Genomic DNA, 21,592 nt, shown 5'->3' with positions numbered 1-21,592 from the left:
CAATGAGCCAAGTCGCATTACAAACATGTAGAGATAGCATAGATTCAAAATGGCTAGTTTTATTAAATAAGCCTAACACCATTCGCAAACAACTCATTTGCTTTCCTTTTGCTGGCGCAGATGCAGCTGTTTATCAAAACTGGGCAGGAAAACTGCCTGAAGATGTCGCTTTATATGCTCTCCAAGCACCCGGACGAAAGGAGCGAAGTCATGAAGCTGCCATTGATAATATTCATACCTTGGTCGCAGCAATAGCATCTATTTTGAGCGAAGCAACGCCATTACCCAGCGTTTTTTACGGTCATAGCAATGGCGCTTATATTGCGTATGAGCTTGCCTTAGCACTTCAACATAGCAGCTGCAATATAGTTAAACACCTGTTTATTGCTGCAAGGAAGGCACCGCAATATGCGATAAGAAAATCCCCCTACCATACTCTTGACGATAAGAAGTTCATTGCGGCGGTAAATTTAATGGGCGGTTTACCACCGGCTTTGCTCAACGATATCGAACTGCAACAACTGATGCTGCCAACGTTAAAAGCGGATTTTAAGCTGGGAGAGACCTATCAATACGACTCGGCTTGTAAACTCGACGTGCCTGCAACCGTGTTATATGGTACTCGGGATAAAGCAGCAACAGGGACGGATATGCACCATTGGGAAAGTTGCTTTAAACAAGGTATCACGCCTAAAGCGATACCTGGACGGCACTTTTTTATGCTGGATTCCTCGGCTTTGGTGCTAAAAGAAATCAACGCGGTGTTAGAAACACTGAGCCCCTTATAGTTGGGGCTCTTTGGTTACTTCAATTTGCCTAATGGCCAATCCTTGAATTTCTATTACTTTAAACTTAAAGCCATCAACTTCTAACGCCTCTCCTTCGACAGGAAAATGCTTTAGCCTGTGGATCACAAAACCGGCTAAGGTTTCTATGGCTTCAATCGGTTCAAACTCGTACTCAATCACCGAAGCTTGAAAGTCCTTAATCGACATATCACCCTGCACTAGCCATCGGGTGTTATCCTTTTGTCTAAATTGGGCTTCTATTGCTTGGTCGTCTTTCAGTGCAATTAAATTCAAGATACTGGATAACGTTACCATCCCAACCACTGTTGAGAATTCATTGATCACCACCGCACAGTTGCTTTCATGACTTTTCAGCCCATCTAGCGCATCGGAAAGGCTTAGAGTATCAAGTAAAATGACCGGCTTATGGAATTCTTGTTGTTGACCATCCAGTAACGGCTTTTTAGCCAAAATATTACTAAGCAGTTGTTTGGCTTCAGGTGCAGCTATCACTTTGTCGAGCGAGCCGTCACACAGCAAATATTGTTGAAAACTGTGCGCTTGAATTAACGTGCTCAGGTTTTCTTCTGATTCTTGAATGTCTAACCACACGATTGCATCGCGATTGATCATCGCTTGGGTAATATTAGTCTGGTTAAGGTCGAGCACATTGCCAATGATATTGTACTCGTGTTCACACAGTTCCCCCTGCTCAGCACTTTGATCAACCACCGCATAAATATCATCACGGGTTACCTGTTCGTCACGCTCATTTGGTAAATTGAATAGCTTTATAATCCAATCAGCGAACACGTTAAATAGCCAAATAATAGGCTTAAAAATCCATACACTGGCAAGCATAAGATGGATAAATCGCATCGCGATAGTTTCTGGGATAACCATAGCTATTCGCTTTGGCAATAAATCAGCAAACAGTACAAATAACGATGTGATCAGTAAAAACGACACCACTGTGGATATTTGCAATAACATCGAGGCATGAGCTGCAACATCGGCAAACATAAAACTCGCAACCCAGTTTAGTAGTTGTAATACATAAGGAGTAAACACCGACTCGCCTATCATACCCGCAACAATTGCCAAGGCATTGAGTACCACCTGTACCGCAGCAAAAAACTGATGCGCATTAGCCTGCAAATACAATACTTTCTTGGCTCTAACGTCACCAAGATCAAATAAGGTTTGTAATTTAACTTTGCGTGCCGCTGCCAATGATATTTCACACAGCGCGAAAACTGCACTCAAGCTAATGAGTAACAACACCCAAAAAAAGTCCACAGATACACCTAAAAAAGAAAGCGAGAATTCGACGCGATGTATACGCCTATTTTATGACTTTAGCAATGTAATTCGCGTCAAATAATTAAATTTTTGTCGCCTATCTCGTACTGTTCGCGACGAATAAAAAAGTACGTCAAGGAAGGAAAATGACAAAATTGATACACTCTCTCAAATTAGCGGTATGATATGCTTGTCAACGGCATGTTCAACCTATCATGAGATCACTACGAGGCGTGTAAAGCACAAATGCTATTAAGTTAAGTCCAAGAGCACCAAGCGAGATAAGAGCCAAATCGCAAGTTTATGGTTTTAAATCCGGCCGCGCTTCTGCAAAGCTTGTTGGTGACAAATACGACAATGGCGAGCTCAACTTTACGCACTTCGGAAAATTGAGTTATCTACTCGCAATTAATTTCGATGTTAAGAGGAGCCTCTTTGAAAAAGCATCTAAAGCGGTTACAACACCTTTAAAAAAACAGCCAAAGGTGCTTTTTCCTCCTTGCCATCTCTGTTATCGCCACTATATTTCTTGGTAAATATAGGTGCTTCAAGCACTAAATGATAAAGAAATAGTACAACGTCATAATGCACTACTGTGCTTTTTTATCAGAGACGCTTTCATAATATGTTGAGGGCCAGCAGGACCACCGAGGTATTTTTCATTTGTGTCTTCAAATCCACCTTTTAGGTAACAGGTAATCGCCGCTGGGTTTCTACAATTTACGGTTAAATATATTGACTCAAACTCTGGATAACTTGCCTGCGCATAAGGGACCAATGTACTCGCGGCTAATGTCCCTAGACCCTGACCTTGTCGCTGGCTATCTATGACAAATGCTCTTAAACCTAAACCGCTTTTTGGGCAAAACGAATATGTGTTCGAATATGCAATATCAAACTTAAAATATCCGATAATTTCATCAGCCACCTTTATGACATGCAAATGGGTGGTCTCACTTTGATCTTCTAAAAATGATTCAGCGGTACCGGCAAATTGAATTTGCTCCTCCGCAAGGTGTACTCGTTTCACTGCCTCTACATGAGTTGCGGTGAATGGCGCTAAGGTCAGCATGACTAAATCCTTCGTTGTCTAAGAGTTATACCATAACATAATACCCTCATTCGTTCCCAATAAGTTTACGGGCAATAAAACCTGTCTTTACTCCCTTATTTAAACTAAAGCTGTCGGTACCGAAATGAGCCACCACAAACAAAACAGACATAGAATATGTATACAGTGCATGAGAATTACTTTTACGTATTTTAAATGGCAGATCAAATTTGAGGAGAAAATAACCAAAGTACCACTTTGAAAAGTTAACAAGTAAACACGCTCTCTTAATGCACAAAAGTAACTTCGACTTAAATTTATCTCTGGCTCCGGAGCAAAAGGTAACTTTAGGCGTAATGCCTAAAGCGCCTCTCTCGCTTTAAACTCAAGTACTTGGGCATTGATACAATAGCGGTCTTGACCCTTTGGCCCTTCATTTTTAAATACATGGCCTAAATGAATGCCGCTGCTTTTTGAGCGTATTTCGGTTCTTACCATTCCGTGGCTTAAATCTTTGTGATAGGTCACGCTGTCTTTTACTGGGTGAGTAAACGACAGCCACCCAGTGCCTGAGTTAAATCTATCTCGGGTGTCAAAAAGAATCTTGCCGCTTAATTTATCGATAAATACGCCATCTGGTGTGTTTTTAAAGATATCATACTGCTTGCAAAATGGTCTTTCTGTGCCTTTTTGAAAAGCAATGTCAAAAGCTTCTGAACGACCCAGCTTAAAAGCACCAAGTGCCTTATAAAACTCTTCTCTCGCCATAAAACCTTGAAAGCCAAGGGACTCAACACCATTTTCAATAAATAAGATCGTTGGCGTCGCCCAAGTCGCGGTTTTTATCATTAGTCCCTCGAGTTGATCTGCATAGCGAAAATGAAGTGGGATATCACCTTGATAGTCGTTTAACACCTCTTTTTTTAGCTTTTCACAATAAGGGCAATAGCTTTTAGCATCAACAATCACAATATGCTTACCTTGGGCTAGCATAGTGTTATCAGCTTTATCTTTCGCCACCTTTTCAAAGGTCACTCCCGTGCTGTGATCTGGGCAGTATCCCTTAGGGTTCTTGGTTAAGTAGTTTTGATGATACTCTTCCGCTGGATAGAATTTTCTAAGTGGCTTGATCTTGGTTTGAATGTCGCCATAGCCTTGCTCAGATAATAAATGTTGATACTGCGCTTTTAATGTGTGGGCCTTGTCACTTTGCTGCTCATCTGTGTATAGAATGATCGAGCGATACTGCGTTCCAACGTCATTACCCTGACGGTTTTTCTGGGTTGGATCGTGACTTTCAAAGTAGTACTTTAGCAGCGCATCGGTGGTGATAAGATTTGCGTTGTAAGTTACCTTTACCACTTCCGCATAGTTGTCTTCATCAAAGCGTCGGCTCGATTTAATAATTTCTCTATAACTTGGCTTAAACCCTTTACCGTCGGCATAGCCAGACTCAGCATCTATCACGCCCGTCATTTTCTCGTAGCGTTTTTCGGGACCCCAGAAACAACCGGAGCCCAACACTAACGTTTTAATATGGTTACTTGCGCCATCAACTTTAGGCTTGGGCATATCTGTCCCCGCGAGCGCCGAAACACCTACACCTAACATCATGATAAATCCTATCGATGCGGCTACCTGTAATGTTCTCATCACTACCCTCTCAATACTGTATGTCACAACTAAGTATGATTATCACTTCATACTTATTGAACTTAATATGATTTACTGCGTATTAAATGAGACCGTCTAAGGTTAATTATCATTTCATCTAAAGTCGTTCATGATAGTGAAGTAGTGCTGTCTGCAAAACCGCAAAATAAAGGAATAGGTGTGAGTAAAATAAGTGAGAATCTCTATCAAAAGCTAACCAATGATGACGAAGCGCGTGCCTGTAAGGCAATTGATGATAAGGCGTGTAAAGAAGTTCCAGGTAACTACGTGCTTATTTTATTGAGTCAACTATTTAGCAAATTGGGAGATGCCCTACTCAACCCAAAGATCACGCTACCTTGGCTGATGCAATCACTCGGTGCTCCTGCTTATTTGATATCGGCTCTAGTCCCCATTCGCGAGTCTGGTTCACTGATCCCACAATTGTTTATTGGCCAGTGGGTGCGTAAGCACGCTAAACGAAAGCACCTTTGGTCTCTCGGCGCACTTACTCAAGCTATTTGTGTACTACTTATGGCACTGCTTGCATGGCAGCAAACTGAAAATCAATTATACGCTTGGTTGGTACTTGGATTACTGGCGATTTTTAGCATCGCCCGCAGCTTAAGTTCCGTGTCGTCAAAAGATGTCATCGGTAAAACTATCCCTAAACAAAAGCGCGGCCAGCTTAGCGGCCAAGCCGCCTCTGTCAGTGGACTTATAACCGTTACATTTGGTGTTGGGCTTTTTATCGCTGCCACTCAAGTAAACAACGTCAACTTTGTGATCACACTGGTACTAGCTGCAATCTTTTGGCTGATTGGTGCGTTAACGTTCTCAAAAATCAAAGAATATGAAGGGGCAACCGAAGGTGGTGAAAGCGGATTAGATAAAATAAAGGAAGATTTAGCACTGTTGAACACCGATCCAATACTTAAAAAGTTCATTTTAGCCCGTGGATTGCTATTAAGTTCTGCGCTTATTCCGCCCTATTTCACCGTGCTGGCGCAGCAGAATATTGGCAACGGTGCATGGGTGTTGGCAGCTTTGTTAGCGGTATCTGGACTTGCTAGTTTAGTCAGTGGTGCATTTTGGGGTCGCCTTGCCGATCAATCCAGTAAACACGTAATGATTTATGGTGCTACAATCACCGTTGCTATCACTGCTGTACTACTGGCAACTTCTTTATTTTATTCTTCACTGCTAGAAAAAATCTGGTTTATTCCACTTTGCTATTTTGTCATTGCCATCGCTCACCAAGGCGTGCGCGTGGGCCGCAAAACCTACGTGGTCGATATGGCCGAAGGAAACAAACGCACCAGTTACGTCACGCTCAGTAACACAGTTATCGGTATTGTACTTTTATTAACAAGTGCACTTGGTGTCGTCGCCTCGGTATTTTCAATTAATGTGTTACTTGCACTCTACATTATGGTCACGATATTAGGCATCGTGCTGACAAGCCGCTTACCTAATGTCACTGAACGGTAAAAGCTGTTACTTCACCGACAAACTGTGTCTAAATTTCTCCAAATGAGGTAAAAACGCCGCAATTTTAGTTATCTGAGGATAAAATTATGTCATTGACTACGCGTTTTTCTGCTTTAGCGCTGGCGGTTGCCAGTATGACTTTTGCAAATGCCGCTGACTTTGAGTTCAATACCAAGCTTGCAGACGCTGATGCACTGGTACTTTTTCAAGCTGGTGAAAACCAAAGTAACCTAAAGTTCCTAGATAAAGACACTCGTAAACAATTGGAGCGCGCAATTGCTGCTGAAGATTTTAAAGGCGCGTATGGCAAAACAGTTGAAGTATTAGCACCTGTAGACTCTGATTATAAGCGTATCTTCATTGTTGGTTTAGGTGACGCAGGCGAACTCAACGCCAGCAAAATGACCAAACTTGGTGGTAACCTACACGCTAAATTCGAAGGTAAAAAGCTGGAGAATGTTGCGGTTGCATTCGAAGACGTTGAGGGAGCGCTTTCAAATGCAGAACTAGCAGCACAATTTGCACACGGTGCAAACCTTCGTGACCACACCTTCGAAGTATACAAAAAAGAGCCAAACACTTTTAACGTAAGCTATCACTTCGACGTTGCCGATAAACAAGCAACACAGGCTCAGTATAAAGCACTACAACACATTCAAGCTGGCGTGTTTTTAGCGCGCGACTTAACCTCTGAAGTCGCAACAGAAATGACTCCAGTAGACTTTGCAAAAGCGGCAAAGGAACTTGAACAATATGGCGTTGAAGTAAAAGTACTAGCACCAGCTGAACTTAAAGAACTTGGCATGGGCGCGCTTGAGGGCGTTGGCCGTGGTAGTGAGCACGGCTCTCGCTTAGTTGTTGCACATTATAAAGGTAACAGCGAGACACCAATTGCCCTGATCGGTAAAGGTATTACTTTCGATTCTGGTGGTTATAGCATCAAAACCGGCGCTTCGATCGCACGCATGAAATCTGACATGGCGGGCGCAGCTGCCGTGCTTGGTACAGTAAAAGCAATGGCGCTAAGCAAAGCAGACGTAAACGTGGTAGCAGTCATGGGTATGGCGGCAAATATGGTGTCTCAGTATGCAATTGCACCGGGTGATGTACTGCGCACTGCAGAAGGTATTAGCGTAGAAGTGGTCAACACAGATGCTGAAGGCCGTTTGGTGCTGTCTGATGCGATGTGGTATGCACGTAAACATTACAGCCCTGAGATCATGATTGACGTCGCGACATTAACGGGCTCTAAAATTCGTGCTGTTGGTAATGAATATTCAGCAATTTTCTCTGAAGATGATAGCTTAATTACAGAATTTACCAACGCAGGTAAGGTTGTGAACGAAAACGTATGGCGTCTACCGCTTGGCTATAAGGACAAACTAAAATCTGACATCGCCGATTTCCAAAACGTAGGTTCAGGTGGTCCAGGTGCAACAACTGCTGCGACTTTCCTACAACAATTTGCAGGTGACACCCGTTGGGTTCATATCGATATTGCCGGTAATGCACTTTCAAGCTCAGCCAAAGACGAAGTACCAACTGGTGGTACAGGCTATGGCGTTCGCCTCTTAAGCGAGTGGCTATTAACTGCTAAATAAATCCTCAGATTTTAAGCCGTGTTTAAACACGGCTTTTTTGTGACTGCAACAAAATGGCAACTGATAGCAATAACTTCGTTTCAATTGCGAGGTGTGTTATAAGAAATATTACGTTTACCAAAGCAACCAATTGTTATTGTCTATGTCCGATGTGAGTTGTTATCTATTAGGTGAGCAAGCAATTGTTATAAATGCAATATGTTTGCCTGATAGCAAGAATCCAATTAACCAACGATTATTCGCCCTCAAGAAATGGCTTGATAGTAGCGGTGATTTTATTGATGTGGTGCCTGCCAAATCTTCCGTTACTGCCTATTTAAAAGACCCCCGTAAAGCCGATCCGTGGCAACACAAAATCCAAGCACATTGGCAAGACCTAGAAGTGGCAGAGGTAAAGCCAACACACCATCATATTGAGGTGTTTTATGGCAAAGAATTCGGACAGGATTTTGAACGCATAGCGGACGAATTACAACTGACACCAAAACAGCTTATCGAGCTACACTCAAGCGTTGATTATCAAGTACAATTTATTGGCTTCTTACCCGGTTTTGCTTACTTATCAGGGTTACCAACCGCACTTCAATTACCCAGAAAATCCACACCAATTACCAAGGTCCCCAAAGGCAGTATTGCCATCGCAGACAGCTACAGTGCAATTTACCCGAGCCAATCTCCCGGTGGTTGGCATTTACTTGGACAAACCAATACTACGCTATTTGACCCAAATTCTGCATCAGCAAGCTTGCTGCAACCAGGAGATATCGTGCGTTTTGTGGAGAAATCATGCTAGAAGTTATTAAACCTGGGCCACTTTCAACTATTCAAGACATTGGCCGTCAAGGACTTCGCCACTTAGGAGTAAGTCAAGCAGGTGTCATCGACCCTGTTGCGCTTAAACTTGCAAATACACTCTTGTCAAATGACGACGATAATGCAGCTATTGAAGTGACCATTGGCTTATGTGAATTTCACTTCCACGCCCCCACTAACTTTGTTATCACAGGGGCAGATCTCAATGCTGCTTTAAACGATGAAGTGATATACCCTTGCTGGCGCTACAGTGCTAAAGCTGGAGATAAGCTAACATTTAAACAAAACCGCGATAGTTTACGCGCTTATTTGGTGGTCGAAGGTGGATTTACCAACATAGACAAGCTGCTTGGGAGTTATTCAACCGATCTCATGACAGGCTTTGGGGGTATAAGCGGCCGAGCTCTTAAACAAGGGGACAAGCTGAGCTACACGCCAAGCACTGCCAAGGACGCCGTTGGTGGCCTGCAGCCCAGCTACGAAAAGCTCATTCATTTTATCCCAGGCCCACATCTTGAGTTAATTTCCAAACAGACACTGAGTGTATTAAACGACACCATTTGGAAAGTAAATCCCAGCAGTAATCGTATGGGTATTCGCCTAAGTGGCCATAGTAGCCTAGTGCATGCACATAATATTGCAACCCAAGCTGTCCACCCAGGCGTTATTCAGCTCCCCCCTAGTGGCGAGCCCATTATCCTATTGAATGACTGCCAAACCACAGGCGGTTATCCAATTATTGGTACCATCATTCAAGCCGATATGCGCCACTTGAGCCAATTGGGCGCGGGCGATTGTATCCATTTAAAATCAACATCCCTTATAGATGCAGCAAAGGAATCTCACCGAGTACAGGCGCATCTCAATCAGCTAAGGCTAGCGCTTAAAAATAAAGAACAACAAAATGACTGAGCTAAATCTCCTTCCTCTTTCGGGCATTGCTGTGATTGTTATTGGCTTTGCTCTGAGGTTTAATCCCTTGTTGGTTGTCACCTCGGCAGGTCTAGTTACTGGTTTTGCCGTTGGGATAGACTTTGTCGACTTAATTGCCACCTTTGGCGAAAAGTTTATGAACTCTCGCCAGCTTGCAAGCTTTCTACTTATCTTACCCGTGATTGCGATTTTAGAGCGTTACGGTTTACAGCAACGCGCTAAAGCTTGGGTTGCGGGCATAAAAGGGGCAACCACTTCTCGAATTTTAAGTATGTATTTTGTGGTCCGTGAGTGCTCCGCTGCGCTGGGGTTAATCAATTTAGCGGGCCAAGCGCAAACCGTTAGACCACTGCTTGCTCCGATGGCGATCGGCGCTGCGGCAAACCAATACGGCGACCTGCCACAAGATGTAAAAGACATGATAGGCGCACATGCTGCCGCCTGCGATAACATTGCCGTGTTCTTTGGCGAGGATATTTTTATCGCCTTTGGTGCTGTACTACTGATGGATGCATTTCTAAAAGAAAACGGCATTGCCGGGATTGAACCGCTACATATCGGACTTTGGGCAATACCAACTGCAATTGCCGCGCTCATTGTTCATCTCTTCCGTTTAGCGCGATTTGAAGCAAAAATCCGGGCAGAAATTGCGCGCTGTCAGCAGCAACAAAGCGAAGAAGAGCAAACACCTAGCAATACAAATTCAGCGCTTAAGGAGGAGTCATTATGAGCTTAATGAACACTCCTGACGCGCAATCTAGCTTACTTTCAATTGACAACATCTATTTATTAATTGGCTTTATTGTGATGTTTTTAGTGGTGAAAACGCTACAAGATAAGGCCCATCCTAAGCGTTTCACTACGGCACTATTTTGGTTTTTATTTGGCTCTGTCTTTATCTTTGGTGATGCTTCTATCGCGTTGATTGGTGAGCGAAATACTTATTTATGGATTGGCATCAACGTGGTGATCATCGCACTACTTGCAGGTATGAATATGGTTTCCATGGGAAATTACGAAATGCCGTGCGAACGAGCCAAAACAGAAGATGCAAATCGGTTTGGTAATAAATTGTTTGTTCCTGCTGTACTTATTCCAATAGTTACCGTTATCTGCACTATCATCTTAAGTGAGATCCAGCTCGGCGATTTTTATCTATTCGATCAGGAACATGTGACGCTTTCAGCACTGACACTCGCTTGCACCATCGCATTGCTGGTGAGCTGGAAAATAACCAAAGGCAGTCCACTACAAGCACTTTCTGAGTCTCGTCGCTTGGTCGACTCAATAGGCTGGGCAGCAATATTGCCACAGATGCTTGCAATGCTTGGCGGCGTATTTATCGTCGCCAACACAGGCACTGCAATCCAAGACTTAGTGACATTATTTATTTCGCCAGATAACCGTTTTATGCTCGTTGTACTGTATTGTGTGGGCATGGCACTCTTTACCATGATTATGGGCAATGCTTTTGCCGCATTTCCGGTAATGACGGCGGGTATTGCGCTGCCATTTTTGATCCAGGGGCATGGCGCTGATCCTGCGCCGCTCGTCGCAATTGGCATGTATTCGGGTTATTGCGGAACACTGATGACACCGATGGCCGCTAATTTCAACATAGTGCCAGCGGCACTGTTAGATTTAAAAGATAAATACCAAGTCATTAAAGTGCAAATACCAACCGCTATAACGTTATTGGTGATTAATATTTTTCTTATGTACGGAGTCGTTTTTTAATGTCCAGTTACAGTAAACCTTGTGTCCTCGTTACTGGGTTCACCCCATTTGGTGGTGAGTCCATCAACCCTTCATGGCAATTAGCTCAGCTATTAGAAGGTGAGACCATTGAAGGCCACCTGATCCACACAAAAGAGTTACCTTGTGAATTTGACAAAAGTATTGAGTCTTTAACACAAGCGATAGATAAGTATCACCCAAGCATCGTGATCTGTTTAGGCCAGGCTGGTGGACGCTGTGATATCTCCATCGAACGTATCGCGATTAACATCAACGATGCCAGAATAGCCGACAACGCAGGAAACCAGCCGATAGATACACCAGTCGTTACACACGGACCCGATGCTTACTTTGCCTCTTTACCAATAAAAAGTATGCTAAGTAGTGCGATTCAGGCGGGAGTTCCTGCAAGTATTTCTAATACTGCGGGCACTTACGTGTGCAACCATGTGATGTATGGATTACTGCACTATCTTAGTACACATGACTTAGCGTGCCGTGGTGGCTTTGTGCATATTCCATACTTGCCCTCCCAAGCGGCGCACCACCCTGGTGCACCCAGTATGGACATTGACACCCTAGCTAAAGGAATAAAAATCCTATTAACCAGTGCCATTACACAAAAGCAAGATATTAAGCTTGTCGCTGGAACGACACACTAATAAGAATCGCCCTACAATGGTGCAAGATTGCACCATTGCACATCACAAAAAATTCACATTTTCTCTATTTCATTGTGTGACTTATCAAATTATTTTTGGTAGAACTTAAACTATCTCATGGTAACTATGCTTCCGTGAGCAATAATAATTTGTTGATATTATCAACACATAAATAGGAATGAGGAAATATGTGTTCAATTTTCGGCGTACTTGACATCAAGACCGACCCCCTTGCTCTTCGTGAGCAAGCGATCGAAATGTCAAAAAAATTAAGACACCGTGGCCCCGACTGGTCAGGGGTATATTCAAGTGAAAAAGCCATCCTAGTTCATGAACGTTTGGCAATTGTCGGCGTTTCTAGCGGCGCACAACCATTATTTAACCCTGAAAAAACACATATTTTGGCGGTAAATGGTGAAATTTATAATCATAAAGAGCTTGCAAAAGCACTGACCGTTCCATTTGAATTTCAAACAGAGTCAGACTGTGAAGTGATCTTGGCGCTATACAAGCAAAAAGGCCCTGAGTTTTTAGATGATCTCAATGGAATTTTTGCATTTTGTTTGTACGATGAAACGGAAGATGCCTTTTTAATTGGTCGTGATCATATCGGTATCATTCCACTTTACACTGGCCGTGATCAAAGCGGTAACCTCTATGTCGCCAGCGAAATGAAAGCGCTCACACCTATTTGTACACAAATTGAAGAGTTTCCTCCTGGCCATTATTGGTATTCAAAAGAAGGGGGTCCAAGAGAGTATTACCAACGCGACTGGCAAGCGTTTAGTGCTGTAAAAGACAATGAGGCCAGCCCCGAAGCGGTTAAAAATGGGCTAGAAGCCGCAGTAAAACGCCAATTGATGTGCGATGTGCCATATGGCGTGTTGTTGTCTGGTGGTCTCGATTCTTCTGTGATTTCCGCTATCACACAAAAGTTCGCAGCAAAGCGTATCGAAGATGATGATGCTTCCGATGCTTGGTGGCCAAAACTTCACTCATTTTCCATTGGCCTAGAAGGTTCACCCGATCTCGCTGCAGCACAAAAGGTAGCGGATAAAATCGGCACAGTTCACCATCCCATTCACTTTACCGTACAACAAGGGATTGATGCCCTTAAAGAAGTGGTCTATCACCTAGAGACCTACGATGTCACAACCATTCGCGCTTCTACTCCTATGTACCTCATGGCACGCTACATTAAAGCAATGGGCATTAAAATGGTGCTATCCGGTGAAGGGGCAGATGAACTATTTGGCGGCTATTTGTATTTCCACAAAGCACCAAATGCAGAGGAGTTTCACAATGAGCTAAACCGAAAGGTCTCGAAACTGCATATGTTTGATTGCTTACGTGCAAATAAGTCGATGGCAGCTTGGGGAGTTGAAGCACGTGTTCCCTTCTTAGATAAAGAATTTATCGATATTGCCATGCGTACCAACCCAGACTATAAAATGTGTAAAGATGGCCGTATCGAAAAACACATTATCCGCGAGGCGTTTGATGGCTATTTACCCGATGACGTTTTGTGGCGCCAAAAAGAACAATTTTCTGATGGCGTAGGCTATAGCTGGATCGATTCGCTAAAAGAGTATGTCAATCAGCAAGTGAGCGATTCGGATCTTGAAAACGCCCACTACCGCTATCCAATCAATACACCGGATAGCAAAGAAGCCTATTATTATCGCACCATTTTTGAGTCGCATTTCCCAGGAGAAGCGGCAGCTAAGTGTGTTCCTCACGGCAAGTCTGTGGCGTGTTCAACGCCCGAAGCGCTTGCTTGGGACGAGTCTTTCCAGCGCAATGCCGATCCATCAGGTCGCGCAGCAAGCTCACACAACGAAGCGTATAATCAAAAATAAGAAAGTAAAAAAGGGACGCTCGTCCCTTTTTAAAAAACTGACAGTGTTTGAATTAAATAAAACGCTTGATAATAAAGTCGACTTTCACACGCTTAGCCTGGCCAAGGAGTTTTTTCACAGGTGCAGGATAATCCGCCAATGTCTCGAGATCATCGTGGCTTTCGATGCGACGGCAATGTTTTAAGATCTCTTGCTTTTCTAACTCGATTTGAGGCAACAATGCTTTATCGAGATCTTCTATTAGAATGCCATTTTCAATATCTAACCCCCATGCCCTTGGGTTGAGGTTATGACCACTCATTAAATGCGTATCGCCATCTTTGCTCACTCCCTTCAAGTGAAACGAGTTGTTGCCATCTTGCCACAGATACACATCCAGCAATCCGGCAGTTATGAAGCGGCGTTGCGACTTGATAAATTTATACAAAATGGTTTCGTACAAATACGGAAGCGCTCCAATTCGGCTAAATGGCTGCTCTGGACTGATATAGAAATCATTTGCCGTTTTATCCCCCACCACTATTGTCACCTTTTTACCTGTTTTCAGTAAACGACGTAATGAGCGAAGTAAAGGAGCCGGAAAATTGAAGTAAGGGGTGTAAAGCACTAACTCTTGTTCTGTGGTATCGAAAAGCGCCTTAATAAGACGGTTTAGCTTATTAGTTCTACGACCAAAACCTAAAAATGGACGAACCGTAAGACCTTCTCGACTGTTCGCCTTTGAAATATCATAACTGGCCTTTTTCAACTGTTTCATCAGCTGTTTTTGCTCAGTACGAATGTCGAGTAAAGTAGGTAATGGACGGATGTCGAGTCTAGGTACTGCGTCAGACGCTATCAGCACTTGATCGGTAAAGTGGCAAAAGCTATCCGCGAGCTGTGCTTGTTTAATCACAAAATAGCGGTCTAGACGGTATTTTTCATCATGATGCAAATAGACATTATTTAAACTAGCACCGCTATAAAGCAGGATATCGTCAATAACAAAGCCTTTTAAATGCAACACGCCAAAAAGTTCTTTTGCTTTTACCGGCACACCATACACTTCAACTTGAGTGTCCAGCTGCTCTTTTAAATCACAATATAGCTTGGCGTTGCCTTCTGACTTTTCAGCGCCAATGAGGCCGCGTTGCGCACGGTGAAAATCAACCAACACTTTTACCGTTAAGTCTGGATTTTGCTGTGCAGCCTCGTGCAATGCGTGCAATATCTCACGACCCGCCTCATCATCTTGTAAATAAAGTGCGGTGATATAAATACGCGTTTTTGCCTGTGAGATCAGTTGTAAAAGTGTCTGATGATATTGCTTAGCATCAGTTAACACCTCACAATCTTGTGCACTTAACCCGAAGCCTGGGGTATTCTGCCAAAATGCCATATGTACCTTTTCAATTAGGCTATCAACTCTTGATAGCAAAACAAAATTCTCTAAAACATATCAAAAAAAAAACCTGAGGTCATGAAATACTGCTGTTTTTTGCTAGTCCCGAACAAGATTGCTCAATCTGTAGTCGATTTAAAACAAAACAGTACAAATTTTTTGACAACTTGCCAATTTATACCAAATCAGATTACGGTTTTTTATTTACTTCCCTATTGAATTACATAGAATCGAACAAACTTTTGCTTAATAGCATTTTTTAGAATTTAGTTAGGAAAATTACATGAGCGATGCAAAACACTGCAAACTGTTGATTTTAGGTTCGGGTCCTGCGGGTTACACTGCCGCGGTATACGCAGCACGGGCAAATTTAAACCCAGTACTAATCACAGGTATGCAGCAAGGTGGTCAGCTGACTACAACTACTGAAGTCGAGAACTGGCCTGGTGATGCACATGGTTTAACGGGTCCAGCTCTTATGGACCGTATGAAAGAGCATGCAGAGCGCTTTGAAACTGAAATCATTTTCGATCACATCAACAAAGTTGACGTGACGAAGCGCCCTTTCACACTCACTGGCGATCAAGGCACTTATACTTGTGATGCGTTAATCATCGCAACAGGTGCATCTGCTAAATACCTTGGTCTTGAGTCTGAAACAGCGTTCCAAGGCCGTGGCGTATCTGCTTGTGCAACTTGTGATGGATTCTTCTATCGTGGTCAAAAGGTTGCGGTTGTTGGTGGTGGTAATACCGCGGTTGAAGAAGCACTTTACCTATCAAATATCGCTGAAGAAGTACATGTTATTCACCGCCGCGATTCTTTCCGTAGTGAGAAAATTCTTGCCGATCGCTTAATGGATAAAGCGGCGAATGGTAACGTAGTATTACACCTAAATCGCACACTAGATGAAGTGCTAGGTGATGAGATGGGTGTTACTGGTATTCGTATCAAAGATGCTGATTCAGAAGCGACAGAGCAGCTTGATCTTGCTGGTGTTTTCATCGCGATTGGTCATAAACCAAACACAGATATGTTTGAGGGCCAGCTAGAGATGAAAGATGGTTATTTGGTAGTGCAATCAGGCCTCAATGGTAATGCAACACAGACTAGTGTTGAAGGTGTATTTGCAGCAGGTGATGTGTCTGACCACATTTACCGTCAAGCAATTACCTCAGCTGGTACAGGCTGTATGGCAGCACTAGATGCAGAGCGCTTCTTAGACAGCCAAAAATAATAGATAAATGGGTCGGTCTAGACTGGCCCTCTTCCCTCCTTGCCTTAATTTGCTATATTGAAATAAATAACAATCTTGTAGTTTGTTCAATGATCCAACAACTGTTCCATCTCGCCCGCGATGACTTTCGCTTTCCGCCAAATCACTATGCCTTGTCTGAACCAGATGGACTGCTTGCCATTGGCGGGTGTTTACAGGTAAAACGACTGAAAAACGCTTATGCCAATGGGATCTTTCCTTGGTTTAATGAAGGTGAGCCAATCATGTGGTGGAGCCCAAGCGAACGCGGGATCTTGGAGCTTCAAGATTTTCATTGTGGTAAAACGCTAAGAAAAGCCCAACGCAAACTCAGTCCGACCGTCACAATCAATACCGCCTTTTCACAAGTGATTCAAGCTTGTAGAAATCAACGAATGGCCGCTGAAGGAACTTGGATCACGAATGCGATGTTGGCTGCGTATCAGCAAGCGCACATTCAGGGATTAGCACATAGTGTGGAGGTATGGGATAAAGGCAACCTCGTTGGCGGGCTCTATGGCATCATGCAGTCCGGTGTATTTTGTGGTGAATCTATGTTCCACACCTTACCTAATACGTCCAAAATGGCGATGTGGGCACTGGTTAATTGGCTCAAAGCCCATCAAGCACATTTTATTGATTGCCAACTCGAAAATCCTTATTTAACAAGTTTGGGATTAAAAGTTGTACTAAGGAGCGAGTTTTTGACTAGACTTAGATTGGCGGATCGATTTGAGATCCCATCATCAATGTGGCAGCCTCAGGAGTTGAAAGCTATCTATGAATGAACACTTTCCTTCTAAAATCGGACTGAGCCAACAATTTAGTTGTAGTTATTTACCTGAGCAGAAGGAACAGTTACTGGTTATTCTAGACCCAAATTGTTACAGCCCAGATAGATTTGAACAATTGTTAGCATTAGGGTTTCGCCGCAGTGGAGACCAGATTTATCGTCCGCACTGTCCCGCATGCTCTGCTTGTCAATCAGTAAGAGTATTAACTCAAGAATTTAAACCGAGTAAATCTCAAAAACGCAAACGTAATAAATTAAAACAAGATTATCAGCTTATTATTAGCCATCAGGAGCGGCCTGAATACTATCCGTTATACGAGAAATATATCAGTCTACGCCACAGCGATGGCTCTATGTACCCACCTAACCGTCTCCAGTACGAAAGCTTCTTATTTTGTCGTTGGATGAACATCGTCTTTATCGAGCTATGGCACAAAGATAAATTAATTGCAGTGGCGGTCACAGATTCAATGCCTTATTCATTATCTGCTATTTACACCTTTTTCGATCCTGAGTATGAATCACTAAGTATCGGTACTATCATGATCATGGCTCAATTAGAACAGGCGGCGAAACAGAATAAACCGTACTTGTACTTAGGTTATCAAATCGACGAGTGCAAGAAAATGCGTTACAAAACCCAATTTATTCCAGCACAAAAGTTAGTTAAAGATATTTGGCAAGATATTGATCCCGCTCCCCCGCAATCTTGTGATTAGTGCTTAGTATTCCTGCATGCTTAAGCTCAAATGCAGGAATACTTCTCCTTTTACACCCTTATTATCCCGTTGCATGGACAAAAAACATGCGTTACTAGCAGACTTTCCTATGCTAGAATAGCGCCCTTGCCTAGTAATATGGCTCCAGATTTTGAGATGCGTTAGGAATAGAAGCGAAAAACTTTAGTAAAACTGGCTGAATAAACGACCAAATTAACAAAAAATCAGCTTGTAACTTTACTTATTCCCCGCTTTTGGGCAAAATCTGCATCGTTTAATTTAACCAAGAGGTGATACGCTACACATGGCGAAAGAAGACGTAATTGAAATGCAAGGCACGGTCCTTGACACGCTACCAAACACAATGTTCCGTGTTGAACTAGAAAATGGTCACGTGGTTGTTGCACATATTTCTGGAAAAATGCGCAAAAACTACATCCGTATTTTGACTGGTGACAAAGTTACTGTTGAAATGACGCCTTACGACCTATCAAAGGGACGTATTGTCTTCCGTGCTCGTTAATCTGCGTGTGTAGATTTATACTAAGTTGATGCCGTAAACTCGTTGATACCCAAGCGACTTCAACATACTGATGTTACTTAGGTATACCAAGTTCATTCAAGCAATTAGTATACACGAACGACTAACGCTGAGTTTAAAAGACGGTAATGCGCATCAAACTCAGTGATAACAAAAAGCCCAGCTATTCTGGGCTTTTTGTCATTTGGATTTATTATCTAGCCCTAACCTCAGCGTTCAAAGGGAGCACCATGGTCTTCCGTGCTCGTTAATCTGCGTGTGTAGATTTATACTAAGTTGATGCCGTAAACTCGTTGACACCCAAGCGACTTCAACATACTGATGTTACTTAGGTATACCAAGTTCATTCAAGCAATTAGTATACACGAACGACTAACGCTGAGTTTAAAAGACGGTAATGCCGCATCAAACTCAGTGATAACAAAAAGCCCAGCTATTCTGGGCTTTTTGTCGTTTGGATTTATTATCTAGCCCTAACCTCAGCGTTCAAAGGGAGCACCATGGTCTTCCGTGCTCGTTAATCTGCGTGTGTAGATTTATACTAAGTTGATGCCGTAAACTCGTTGATACCCAAGCGACTTCAACATACTGATGTTACTTAGGTATACCAAGTTCATTCAAGCAATTAGTATACACGAACGACTAACACTGAGTTTAAAAGACGGTAATGCCGCATCAAACTGAGTGATAACAAAAAGCCCAGCAGTGCTGGGCTTTTATCCTATAGTTCAAAGTTCTTATGCTGACACCGCTTCCGTTTGGTAATCAAAGGACAACTTGTTGTCTTTCACTGTGACTTTTACCGTCCCACCATCAGACAAATGACCAAACAAGATTTCATTGGCAAGAGGCTTTTTCAAGTTGTCCTGAATAACCCTCGCCATTGGACGAGCCCCCATTGCCTTGTCGTAACCAAGATCTGCCAGCCAATCTCGTGCTTGCGCCGTAAGTTCCAGATTAACAGACTTCTTATCAAGCTGCGCTTGCAATTCAACAATGAATTTATCAACAACTTGCAAGATAACTTCTTTCTCTAGGTGGTTGAACCAAATGATGTTATCCAAGCGGTTTCTAAACTCTGGTGTGAACACCTTATTGATTTCTACCATGGCATCATGAGAGTAGTCTTGCTGCTGGAATCCAATCGATTGACGAACAGTCTCTTGCACACCCGCATTTGTTGTCATCACCAAAACAATGTTTCTAAAGTCTGCCTTACGACCATTGTTGTCTGTTAGCGTACCATGATCCATAACCTGCAATAGAATGTTGTAGATGTCTGGGTGTGCTTTCTCTATTTCATCGAGCAACACCACTGCATGAGGATGCTTGATTGCAGCCTCGGTCAACAGTCCACCCTGCTCAAAGCCAACATATCCCGGAGGCGCACCAATTAGGCGGCTAACGGCATGGCGCTCAGAGTACTCAGACATATCGAAGCGAATAAACTCTATGCCCATACACTTAGCAAGTTGCTTGGTTACTTCGGTTTTACCAACCCCAGTAGGACCTGCAAACAAGAATGAACCTACAGGCTTGTCTTCATTAGCAAGACCTGAGCGTGATAAGCGAATAGCTGATGTTAACGCGTCAATCGACTCATCTTGGCCAAACACCAACATCTTTAAGTTACGATCAAGATTCTTAAGCGTTTCTTTATCACTAGATGATACGCTTTGCTGTGGAATACGCGCCATTTTAGACACAATAGCTTCAATGTCCGACACATTAATCGTTTTCTTCCGTCTTGAAGTTGGCTGTAGCCTTTGACTTGCACCCGCTTCATCAATGACATCGATTGCTTTGTCAGGCAAATGACGCTCATTAATATATTTAGCGCTCAGCTCAGCTGCCGCTTTTAACGCTTTTTGCGTGTAACGAATACCGTGGTGCTCTTCATAACGCTCTTTCAAGCCATGTAAGATCTTCGTGGTATCTTCAACACTTGGTTCAACCACGTCGATTTTCTGGAAGCGGCGCACTAATGCTCTGTCTTTCTCAAAGATATTCTTGAATTCAGAATATGTTGTCGAACCCATACAGCGAAGCTGTCCACTCGATAACAGTGGCTTAATTAGATTAGATGCATCCATCACACCACCTGAAGCAGCGCCAGCGCCGATAATGGTATGGATTTCGTCAATAAATAATATCGCATGAGGCTTTGACTGAAGTTCTTTCAGTAGCGCTTTAAAACGTTTCTCAAAGTCACCGCGATATTTTGTACCCGCAAGTAATGCTCCCATATCCAGTGAGTAAACCACAGCGTCAGCAATTACATCAGGTACCTGATTATTGACGATCCGATAAGCTAAACCTTCAGCAATCGCGGTTTTACCAACCCCCGCTTCACCAACGAGTAACGGGTTATTTTTCTTACGACGGCACAGCACCTGAACCGTACGCTCAACTTCCTCATCACGACCAACCAACGGATCAATACGTCCAGATTCCGCTTGAATATTTAGATTAGAAGTGAAATTTTCCAGCTTGGTTTTCTCTTCCTGTTGCATTTCACCGCTATCGTCTTGCATCTCTTCATGATCGTCTCGCTCGTGATCATCTTCAATTTTAGAGATACCGTGACTAATGAAATTAACAATATCTAGACGACTAACGTCGGCTTTCTTAAGTAAATAAACAGCTTGGCTTTCTTGCTCAGAAAAAATCGCGACAAGCACGTTTACCCCTGTTACTTCTGAGCGACCAGATGATTGAACATGGAATACAGCGCGTTGTAATACACGCTGAAAACCAAGTGTTGGTTGTGTTTCTCTGTCTTCCTCTAAATCAGGAATAACAGGCGTTGTTTCATCAATAAACTCTGATAACTCGCGCTTCAAGGTATCCATATCGACACCACAGGCATCAAGCGCCTCACTAGCAGAGGGGTTATCGATCAATGCAAGTAATAAATGCTCAACCGTCATAAATTCATGACGGCGAGAACGGGCCTCGCGAAACGCGGCGTTAAGAGTAAGTTCTAAGTCTTTGTTTAGCATTGGCAACCCCC

The 21,592-nt window shown here is 43.1% G+C and carries 18 protein-coding genes; 13 read left to right on the top strand and 5 right to left on the bottom strand.

Going from position 1 to position 21,592, the window contains the following annotated elements; all coding sequences use genetic code 11:
• Positions 1–2 precede the first annotated feature (2 nt).
• Entirely contained in the window at positions 3–788 is a 786-nt protein-coding gene (locus L3V43_RS04170; protein ID WP_237115993.1) for a thioesterase domain-containing protein, read from the top strand.
• On the opposite strand, the gene L3V43_RS04165 is transcribed toward L3V43_RS04170, so the two are convergent.
• The 3 genes from L3V43_RS04165 to msrA all read right to left on the bottom strand — a co-directional run bounded on the left by L3V43_RS04165 (position 783) and on the right by msrA (position 4,755).
• A complete protein-coding gene (locus tag L3V43_RS04165; protein ID WP_069022505.1) occupies positions 783–2,087 on the bottom strand; it encodes a hemolysin family protein in 1,305 nt (434 codons plus the stop codon). The genes L3V43_RS04170 and L3V43_RS04165 overlap by 6 nt on opposite strands.
• A 583-nt stretch (positions 2,088–2,670) precedes the next feature.
• Positions 2,671–3,162 carry a GNAT family N-acetyltransferase gene (locus tag L3V43_RS04160; RefSeq protein WP_010604901.1) on the bottom strand — a complete coding sequence of 164 codons (492 nt, stop codon included), beginning with the start codon at positions 3,160–3,162 and terminating at the stop codon, positions 2,671–2,673.
• A 339-nt stretch (positions 3,163–3,501) separates the two neighbouring features.
• Positions 3,502–4,755, bottom strand: a complete 1,254-nt coding sequence (msrA, locus tag L3V43_RS04155) for a peptide-methionine (S)-S-oxide reductase MsrA (RefSeq protein ID WP_039497723.1) — start codon at positions 4,753–4,755, stop codon at positions 3,502–3,504.
• Positions 4,756–4,974: 219 nt separating this feature from the next.
• Between msrA and L3V43_RS04150 the strand changes: the two genes are divergently transcribed.
• The 8 genes from L3V43_RS04150 to asnB all read left to right on the top strand — a co-directional run bounded on the left by L3V43_RS04150 (position 4,975) and on the right by asnB (position 13,890).
• Positions 4,975–6,285 (top strand): MFS transporter, encoded by a 1,311-nt coding sequence (locus L3V43_RS04150; protein WP_237115992.1) that lies wholly within the window; start codon positions 4,975–4,977, stop codon positions 6,283–6,285.
• Positions 6,286–6,371: 86 nt separating this feature from the next.
• Positions 6,372–7,886 carry a leucyl aminopeptidase gene (locus tag L3V43_RS04145; RefSeq protein ID WP_237115991.1) on the top strand — a complete coding sequence of 505 codons (1,515 nt, stop codon included), beginning with the start codon at positions 6,372–6,374 and terminating at the stop codon, positions 7,884–7,886.
• 142 nt (positions 7,887–8,028) lie between these two features.
• On the top strand, positions 8,029–8,679 hold the full coding sequence (gene pxpB / locus L3V43_RS04140) for a 5-oxoprolinase subunit PxpB (protein WP_266068018.1): 651 nt from the start codon (positions 8,029–8,031) through the stop codon (positions 8,677–8,679).
• A complete protein-coding gene (locus tag L3V43_RS04135; protein WP_235368150.1) occupies positions 8,673–9,611 on the top strand; it encodes a biotin-dependent carboxyltransferase family protein in 939 nt (312 codons plus the stop codon). The genes pxpB and L3V43_RS04135 overlap by 7 nt, the downstream gene beginning before the upstream one ends.
• The gene (locus L3V43_RS04130; protein ID WP_010372454.1) at positions 9,604–10,362 is read left to right on the top strand and encodes a DUF969 domain-containing protein; all 759 of its coding nucleotides are present in this window, start codon (positions 9,604–9,606) and stop codon (positions 10,360–10,362) included. The genes L3V43_RS04135 and L3V43_RS04130 overlap by 8 nt, the downstream gene beginning before the upstream one ends.
• Positions 10,359–11,369, top strand: coding sequence for a DUF979 domain-containing protein (locus L3V43_RS04125; protein ID WP_235368151.1), 1,011 nt, complete (start codon positions 10,359–10,361; stop codon positions 11,367–11,369). Before L3V43_RS04130 ends, L3V43_RS04125 begins: the two co-directional genes overlap by 4 nt.
• Complete coding sequence (pcp, locus tag L3V43_RS04120; protein ID WP_237115990.1) at positions 11,369–12,031, top strand: pyroglutamyl-peptidase I; 663 nt, start codon at positions 11,369–11,371, stop codon at positions 12,029–12,031. The genes L3V43_RS04125 and pcp overlap by 1 nt, the downstream gene beginning before the upstream one ends.
• Positions 12,032–12,219: 188 nt before the next feature.
• Positions 12,220–13,890 (top strand): asparagine synthase B, encoded by a 1,671-nt coding sequence (gene asnB / locus L3V43_RS04115; RefSeq protein WP_237115989.1) that lies wholly within the window; start codon positions 12,220–12,222, stop codon positions 13,888–13,890.
• A gap of 52 nt (positions 13,891–13,942) precedes the next feature.
• Here asnB and pssA read toward each other — a convergent pair whose 3' ends face one another.
• Entirely contained in the window at positions 13,943–15,268 is a 1,326-nt protein-coding gene (gene pssA / locus L3V43_RS04110) for a CDP-diacylglycerol--serine O-phosphatidyltransferase (protein ID WP_235368153.1), read from the bottom strand.
• A gap of 286 nt (positions 15,269–15,554) precedes the next feature.
• On the opposite strand from pssA, the gene trxB reads away from it, so the two are divergent.
• The 4 genes from trxB to infA all read left to right on the top strand — a co-directional run bounded on the left by trxB (position 15,555) and on the right by infA (position 18,561).
• Positions 15,555–16,508, top strand: a complete 954-nt coding sequence (gene trxB, locus L3V43_RS04105; RefSeq protein WP_174168783.1) for a thioredoxin-disulfide reductase — start codon at positions 15,555–15,557, stop codon at positions 16,506–16,508.
• A gap of 89 nt (positions 16,509–16,597) precedes the next feature.
• Complete coding sequence (aat, locus tag L3V43_RS04100; protein ID WP_237115988.1) at positions 16,598–17,314, top strand: leucyl/phenylalanyl-tRNA--protein transferase; 717 nt, start codon at positions 16,598–16,600, stop codon at positions 17,312–17,314.
• Positions 17,307–18,038, top strand: coding sequence for an arginyltransferase (locus L3V43_RS04095; protein WP_235368154.1), 732 nt, complete (start codon positions 17,307–17,309; stop codon positions 18,036–18,038). Before aat ends, L3V43_RS04095 begins: the two co-directional genes overlap by 8 nt.
• A 304-nt stretch (positions 18,039–18,342) precedes the next feature.
• A complete protein-coding gene (gene infA / locus L3V43_RS04090) occupies positions 18,343–18,561 on the top strand; it encodes a translation initiation factor IF-1 (RefSeq protein ID WP_002962494.1) in 219 nt (72 codons plus the stop codon).
• A 755-nt stretch (positions 18,562–19,316) separates the two neighbouring features.
• Here infA and clpA read toward each other — a convergent pair.
• Entirely contained in the window at positions 19,317–21,581 is a 2,265-nt protein-coding gene (clpA, locus tag L3V43_RS04085; protein ID WP_010604915.1) for an ATP-dependent Clp protease ATP-binding subunit ClpA, read from the bottom strand.
• Positions 21,582–21,592 lie beyond the last annotated feature (11 nt).

It is taken from the genome of Pseudoalteromonas sp. L23 (assembly GCF_021728455.1).
Taxonomy (GTDB): Bacteria; Pseudomonadota; Gammaproteobacteria; order Enterobacterales; family Alteromonadaceae; genus Pseudoalteromonas.
The sequence above is the reverse complement of the archived record's forward strand: the minus strand, read 5'-3'. Positions and strand labels throughout refer to the sequence as shown.